The sequence below is a fragment of the Lentzea sp. NPDC003310 genome (assembly GCF_040610935.1).
Taxonomy (GTDB): Bacteria; Actinomycetota; Actinomycetes; order Mycobacteriales; family Pseudonocardiaceae; genus Lentzea.
In genome coordinates, this window is record NZ_JBEXNC010000016.1 from 261,434 (window position 1) to 267,845 (window position 6,412).

The following is a 6,412-nucleotide window of genomic DNA, read 5'->3' on the forward strand; positions in this document are numbered from 1 at the left end:
GCCACCTCACCCCGGCGCCACCTCACCCCGGCGCCACCTCACCCCGGCGCCACCTCACCCCGGCGCCACCTCACCCCGGCGCCACCTCACCCCGGCGCCACGTCACCGCGCAGCCTCACCCCTCTCACCAGCCCCGGCCCCTCACCAGCCCCGCCCCTCACCAACTCCACTCGAACCCGTAACACCCCGGCCCGAACCGCAACGCCACCCCCAGCACCGACCCGCCCTCGTCCACCCGCACCCCGAACGACTCCCGCACCCCGTCCGCGTCCTGCACCACCCGCCGGCACGTCCGCGGCGGCACCGCGAACACCACCTCCAACACGTACTCGTGCACCGAACGCCGGAACTTGCGCGAGTAGTTCGTGGCCGGCGGACACGGGGCCACGTTCACCAGCGCGTGCTCGGTGATCACCGTCTGCCCCCGCCGCAACGGCGCCCGGAACAACAGCTCCGCCACCAGCAACCCCTCCGCGGGCCGCGTCACCACCCGCCCCAGCGTGCAGTTGTGCAACGGCCGTAGAACAGGCAGGGGCCGGTCGTGCTCGTCGAGGTGCATGATCACGACCCAGCGGTCCGGGCCGTCCGCCTCCGCCCGCAGCACCTGCCGCGACACGTAAGACCGCTCGTCCCGGTCCGGGCCGACGAAGACGCGGTCGTGCTGGCTGATCCTCGTCAGGCGCGCGTCCCAGCGGGTGTCGACGCCCTCGACCACGTCCTCGATCACCGACGGCGTCGGCCAGAACGCGCTGATCCCGGTGACCCGGCTGCCACCGCGCGAGACCGGGCCGAGCAACGCCGACAGCGCGCCCGGTTCCAGCGACAGCACGTCCTCCAACTCGGCGACGGCGCGCAGGGAGGCGCGGCGTTCCGGGCGGCTGCGGCCCGTCTGCCAGTAGCTCAGGGTGGCAAGGCTGACCGTGACGCCGCGTGCGGCGAGGTGCGAGCGGATGCGGTCCAGCGACAGGCCCCGGGCGGTCACGGCGTCACGCAGTGTGGACGCGAAGTCGCGCATCGGGAGCGACATCGATGTCTCCTTCCGGACGGTGCGCCGACGCTATCCCTCTTATGGCGCAACGGAAGCCGGGGCTTAAAAGTGAAATCGGACATCGTCGGCCGACAGTGACGGCAAACCATCCGAAAGACCGGATGCCGGACGGCACGGCGGCGGCTACCGTCTCCTGACCCTGCATCCCTGCGAAGGAGCCCGACTGTGCGAAGAAGAAGATCTCTGCTCGCCACAGCCCTCGTGGCCGTCACGTCCGCGGCGCTCGTCCTGCCGGCGTCCTCGGCGGTGGCGGCCGGGTGTTCCGGCACCAACGACAGCGACGTGGCGATCGGCGACAACCAGACGGTCGAGTCGTCCCTCGCCATCTCCGACTGCCCGTCGGCGCCGTCCGCGACCGCCACCGTGCCGGTGAAGATCGTGCACACCTACATCGGCGACCTCCAGGTCAGCCTGATCGCGCCGGACGGCTCCGCGTACGTCCTGCACAACCGCTCCGGCGGCAGTGCGGACAACATCGACCAGACCTACACCGTCGACCTGTCCGGCGAGACGTCGAACGGCACGTGGAAGCTGCGGGTCAACGACAACGCCGCCAACGACGTCGGCCGGATCGACACCTGGACGCTGAACCTCGGCGGCTCCACGCCCGCCAACGACTTCTCCGTCGCCGTCAGCCCGGCCTCCGGTTCGGTGGCGGCGGGACAGAGCGCGTCCACCACCGTGCAGACGCAGACGACCGCGGGCCAGGCGCAGACCGTGGCCCTGACCGCCACCGGACTCCCCTCCGGCGCAACGGCTTCCTTCAGCCCGTCCAGCGTCACGTCCGGCTCGAACTCCACGCTGTCGATCAGCACCACGACCTCGATCTCGTCGGGCACCTACCCGATCACGGTCCGGGCGGCGGGCACCACGACCAAGACCGCGACCTACACGCTGACGGTCACCGGCGGCACCGGCCCGCAGATCCCCGACATCGACATCACCGCCGTCAAGGCGCACCTCACCCAGTTCGGCACGATCGCCTCGCAGAACGGCGGCAACCGGCGGTCGACGTCGGCCGGGTACCGCGCGTCCGTGACGTACGTGAAGGACAAGCTCACCGCGGCCGGCTACAGCGTCACCGAGCAGCCCTGCACCTCCGGCTGCACCACCGGCGCCGGACCGAACGTCATCGCGGAGTGGCCCGGCGGCAACGCGAACAACGTCTACATGTTCGGCGCGCACCTCGACGGCGTCTCCGCTGGACCGGGCATCAACGACAACGGCTCGGGCTCCGCGGCGCTGCTAGAGACGGCGCTCGTCCTCGCGCGCACCAACCCGGCGATGGTCAACAAGGTCCGCTTCGGCTGGTGGACCGACGAGGAGCAGGGCCTCAACGGATCGCGCTTCTACGTCTCGCAGCTGCCGTCCACCGAGCGCACGAAGATCAAGACCTACCACAACTTCGACATGGTCGGCTCGACCAACGGCGGCTACTTCATCAACAACATCACCAGCTCCCAGTCCGTGCACATGAAGGCGTACTGGGACTCCCTCGGTCTGCAGCCGGAGGAGAACACCGAGGGCCGCAACCGGTCCGACGACGCGTCCTTCACCAACGCGGGCATCCCGGCGTCCGGCTACGCGATGGGCGCCAGCGCCCGCAAGACCGCGGCGCAGGCGGCGAAGTGGGGCGGCACGTCCGGCGGCGCGTTCGACCCCTGCTACCACGCGTCCTGCGACACCACCGCGAACATCAGCGACACGCACCTCAACCGCGCGGTCGACGGCATCGCCTACACCCTCTGGAAGTCCGCTGTGGGCACGGGGACCCCGGGCCAGGACTTCTCGGTGTCGGTGTCGCCCGCGTCGGGTTCGGTGACGGCGGGACAGGCCGCGACGACCACCGTCGGCACCGCCACCGTGAGCGGTGACGCGCAGACCGTGCAGCTGTCGGCGTCCGGACTCCCCTCCGGCGCAACGGCTTCGTTCAGCCCTGCCTCCGTCCAAACAGGATCGAGCTCGACGCTGACGATCAGCACCACGGCGTCCGTCGCGGCGGGCACCTACCCGGTGACGATCACCGCGGCCGGCACCGCGAACCGCACCGCCACCTACACCCTGACGGTCACGGGTGGCGGCGGTGGCAGTTGCACCGGCACCAACCCCGCCGACGTCGCCATCCCGGACGCGGGTGCCGCGGTCGACAGCGACGTCGTGATCTCCGGGTGCTCCGCCACGCCGTCCGCCGGTTCCGTGGTGACGGTGCGGATCGTGCACACCTACATCGGTGACCTGACGGTGAACCTGATCGCACCCGACGGCACGGCGTACGTCCTGCACAACCGCAGCGGCGGCTCCGCCGACAACATCGACCGCACCTACACGGTCAACGTCGCGGGCGAGGGCGCCAACGGCACGTGGAAGCTCCGCGTGCGCGACCTGGCGGCGCAGGACACCGGCACCATCGACACGTGGGGCATCAACCTGACCCCGTGACGCCATGACGGACAAGTGGCCTCTTGGTTTATGCCCGGAATGGGACTACTGAGAGGCCACTTCACCGACGAGCATCATCACCGTGACCACTCGCACCCACACCATCACCGAGCTGACCGGAGCGGACACCGCGCAGGCGTTCGACGTCATGCGCGAACTGCGCCCGCGCCTCACCGACGCCGACGAGTTCGTGGAGCTCGTGCGCGGCCAACGGCGTGAGGGCTACCGCCTCGTTGTCTCCCTCGACGACGACGGCCGCGCGGTCGCGTGCGCCGGGTTCCGGCACATGACCAACCTCTACGCGGGGTCGCACCTCTACATCGACGACCTGAGCACGCTGCCGTCCGCCCGCGGCCGGGGTCACGCGAGCGCGTTGCTGCGGTGGGTCGACGACGAGGCCCGGCGCCTGGGCTGCGTGGGCGTGCACCTCGACTCCGGCACGCCGCGGCACGACGCGCACCGCCTCTACCTGGCCTCCGGCTTCGTCATCCCCGCGTTCCACTTCGCCAAGAGCCTCTGAAACGGCGTCGCGCCCACGCCGTGCAGGACGACGCTGCCGAGCACGCAGACCACCGTGACGGTCAGGATCGTGTCGGCCGCGTCGCCCACCGGGAGCTTGTTGAAGGCCAGCAGGCCGAACACGATCGTGGTCGTGCCGCGCGGACCCAGCGCGCCGACGAGCAGGCGTTCCCGCCGCCGCATCCGCGAGCCGGTGAGGGCGAGGAACACCGGCCCGAGCCGGACCACGGTCAGCACGGCCGCGCAGAACAGCAGGACCCGCCACGAGACGCCCAGGTAGAACGTCAGCACGGCGGCGATGCCGACCACGAACCACATGGTCATCGTGAGCAGCCCGGTGACGTCCTCCAGCAGGTGCAGGTCGGTGTTCAGCGCGTCGGAGCGCGCCTCGGCCCGTCCCGTGCGGACCCGGCGGGCCTTGAGCAGCCGGTGCACGTACCGGAAGCTGATGCCGCAGACGAACGAGGCGACGAAGCCGTTGCCGTCGATCGCGACCGTCGCGGTGAACGTGAGCAGCGGCGCGAGCAGCACCGCGACCCGCGCGGACTGGTCGCTGACCCAGCCGGCCTGGTGCGCGAGGTCCATCAGCCAGCCGAGCAGGGCGCCGATCACCACGCCGGCCACCAGCGCCTTCACCGCGAACGGCAGCACCGTGCCCAGCGCCTCGAGCGGCGTGCGCTCCTGCGTGTCGTCCCCGGCGAGGATCAGCGCGAACAGGAACAGCGGCGTGATGATGCCGTCGTTGTAGCCGCTCTCGACGTTCAGCGTGCTCCGGACGCGCGCGGAGAGCCCGCGGTCGCGCACGAGCTTCTCGGCCGGGGCGAAGTCGGTCGGCACCGTCACGCACGCGAGCAGCAGCAACACCTCCCACGGCAGGGCCGGGAACAGCAGCCAGCCGAGCAGCGCGGCCACGGCGATGCTCACCGGCATGGCCACCAGCAGCACCCGTGCCACGAGCCCGGGGTAGGCGCCCCACAGCCGGCCCGCGCGCACCTCCGTGGCGTCGGCGAAGAGCAGCACCGCGAGGATGATCTCGGCCGCGTGCTGCACCGACTCGGTGTTCAGGCCGTCCGCGATGCCGCTGGGCTCCGCCAGGCCTACCGCCACCCCGGCGAGCACCATCACGAGCGGTGCGCCGAGGTGCCAGCGGTCCAGCCGGTTCGCGGCGAGCGACCGGACGACCATGGCGAACGCGGCGGCGAGCAGCAGCGAGTTCATGACCTCATCTTGGCCTGTATGTCCTAAGAGGACCTCCGGAGACACCCCCGCCGATCGGCCGACTCCGGCGATTCACCTAAACCGGATCGCCGCGCCGTACGTATCCCCGGACATGAGCGGATCTCAGACGGGTAACGAGAGGGCGCCACATGGGCAAACACCACGATGACAACCGCCGGCCGAAGGTGATCGCGGGTGCCGTCGGACTCGTGGCCGCCGTGATCACCGTCTCCACGTTCACCGCGAGCCAGGCCGCGCCCGAGGTGCGCACCGCTCCCGAGCAGGCCACGGCCACGTTGCGGGACAAGGCGTCCGTGCCGGGCACCGCCTGGGCGGTCAACCCCTCCACCAACGAGACCATCGTCACCGCCGACAGCACCGTGACCGGCGCCAAGTGGGACAACCTGGTGTCCACGGTGAAGTCGATGGGCGCCGGCGTGAAGCTGCAACGCACCGAGGGCACGTTCAAGCTGTTCGCCGAGGGCGGCGACGCGATCTTCGCGGGCGGCAGCCGCTGCTCGCTCGGCTTCAACGTGGTCACGGACGACAACCGCCCGGCCATCCTCACCGCGGGCCACTGCACGGCCGCGGGCAGGCAGTTCTCCCTGACCCCCGGTGGCCGCGCCGCCGCCACCGTCGTGCGCTCGACCTTCCCCGGCAACGGCGACTTCGCCCTGCTCACCTACAACAACCGCGACACCGACGCTCCCAGCGAGGTCGACACCGGCAACGGCCGCCGGGTGCGCATCCAGCGCGCCGCCGAGGCCCGCGTCGGCCAGCAGGTGCAGCGCATGGGCAGCACCACGGGCCTGCGCTCCGGTCGCGTCACCGGTCTCAACGCCACGGTGAACTACCCCGAGGGCCGCGTCACCGGCCTCATCCAGACGACCGTGTGCGCGGAGGGCGGGGACAGCGGCGGGCCGATGTTCACCGTCAACGGCAACGCGGTCGGCTTGACGTCGGGTGGAAGTGGTGACTGCCGCAGGGGTGGTGTCACCTTCTTCCAGCCCGTCACCCGGGCACTCGCCGCAGTGGGCGCGCGCATCGGGTGACCGTCAGGCGGCGTCCCTCCTGCTCACGGGACGCAGCCTGATCCGGCGGCGGGCGCGCGGGCCGGGGGCGCTGGGACACGCGCCGGCGCAGGCGCGCCCCCGCCGGGCCCCGGCCGGAGCCACCCACGGGGGGGGA

Annotated in this window: 5 protein-coding genes; 3 read left to right on the plus strand and 2 right to left on the minus strand. The window is 71.3% G+C overall.

Annotation, left to right across the window (positions count from 1 at the left end; genetic code table 11):
• Window positions 1–157: 157 nt before the first annotated feature.
• A complete protein-coding gene (locus ABZX02_RS31440) occupies window positions 158–1,027 on the minus strand; it encodes an XRE family transcriptional regulator (RefSeq protein ID WP_355303528.1) in 870 nt (289 codons plus the stop codon).
• A gap of 186 nt (window positions 1,028–1,213) precedes the next feature.
• Here ABZX02_RS31440 and ABZX02_RS31445 point away from each other — a divergent pair, with 186 nt between their 5' ends.
• Both ABZX02_RS31445 and ABZX02_RS31450 read left to right on the plus strand, forming a co-directional pair.
• Window positions 1,214–3,487, plus strand: coding sequence for a proprotein convertase P-domain-containing protein (locus ABZX02_RS31445; RefSeq protein WP_355303530.1), 2,274 nt, complete (start codon window positions 1,214–1,216; stop codon window positions 3,485–3,487).
• An 82-nt stretch (window positions 3,488–3,569) separates the two neighbouring features.
• Entirely contained in the window at window positions 3,570–4,007 is a 438-nt protein-coding gene (locus ABZX02_RS31450; RefSeq protein ID WP_355303532.1) for a GNAT family N-acetyltransferase, read from the plus strand.
• On the opposite strand, the gene ABZX02_RS31455 is transcribed toward ABZX02_RS31450, so the two are convergent.
• Window positions 3,953–5,224 carry a cation:proton antiporter gene (locus ABZX02_RS31455; RefSeq protein ID WP_355303533.1) on the minus strand — a complete coding sequence of 424 codons (1,272 nt, stop codon included), beginning with the start codon at window positions 5,222–5,224 and terminating at the stop codon, window positions 3,953–3,955. The genes ABZX02_RS31450 and ABZX02_RS31455 overlap by 55 nt on opposite strands.
• 149 nt (window positions 5,225–5,373) lie before the next feature.
• Between ABZX02_RS31455 and ABZX02_RS31460 the strand changes: the two genes are divergently transcribed.
• Entirely contained in the window at window positions 5,374–6,276 is a 903-nt protein-coding gene (locus ABZX02_RS31460) for a S1 family peptidase (RefSeq protein ID WP_355303535.1), read from the plus strand.
• Window positions 6,277–6,412: the final 136 nt, after the last annotated feature.

Bases quoted from the DNA above. Each gene is read 5' to 3' on its own strand.
- ABZX02_RS31440 (WP_355303528.1), bottom strand. From the start codon at position 1,027: ATGTCGCTCCCGATGCGCGACTTCGCGTCCACACTGCGTGACGCCGTG.
- ABZX02_RS31460 (WP_355303535.1), top strand. From the start codon at position 5,374: ATGGGCAAACACCACGATGACAACCGCCGGCCGAAGGTGATCGCGGGT.
- ABZX02_RS31455 (WP_355303533.1), bottom strand. From the start codon at position 5,224: ATGAACTCGCTGCTGCTCGCCGCCGCGTTCGCCATGGTCGTCCGGTCG.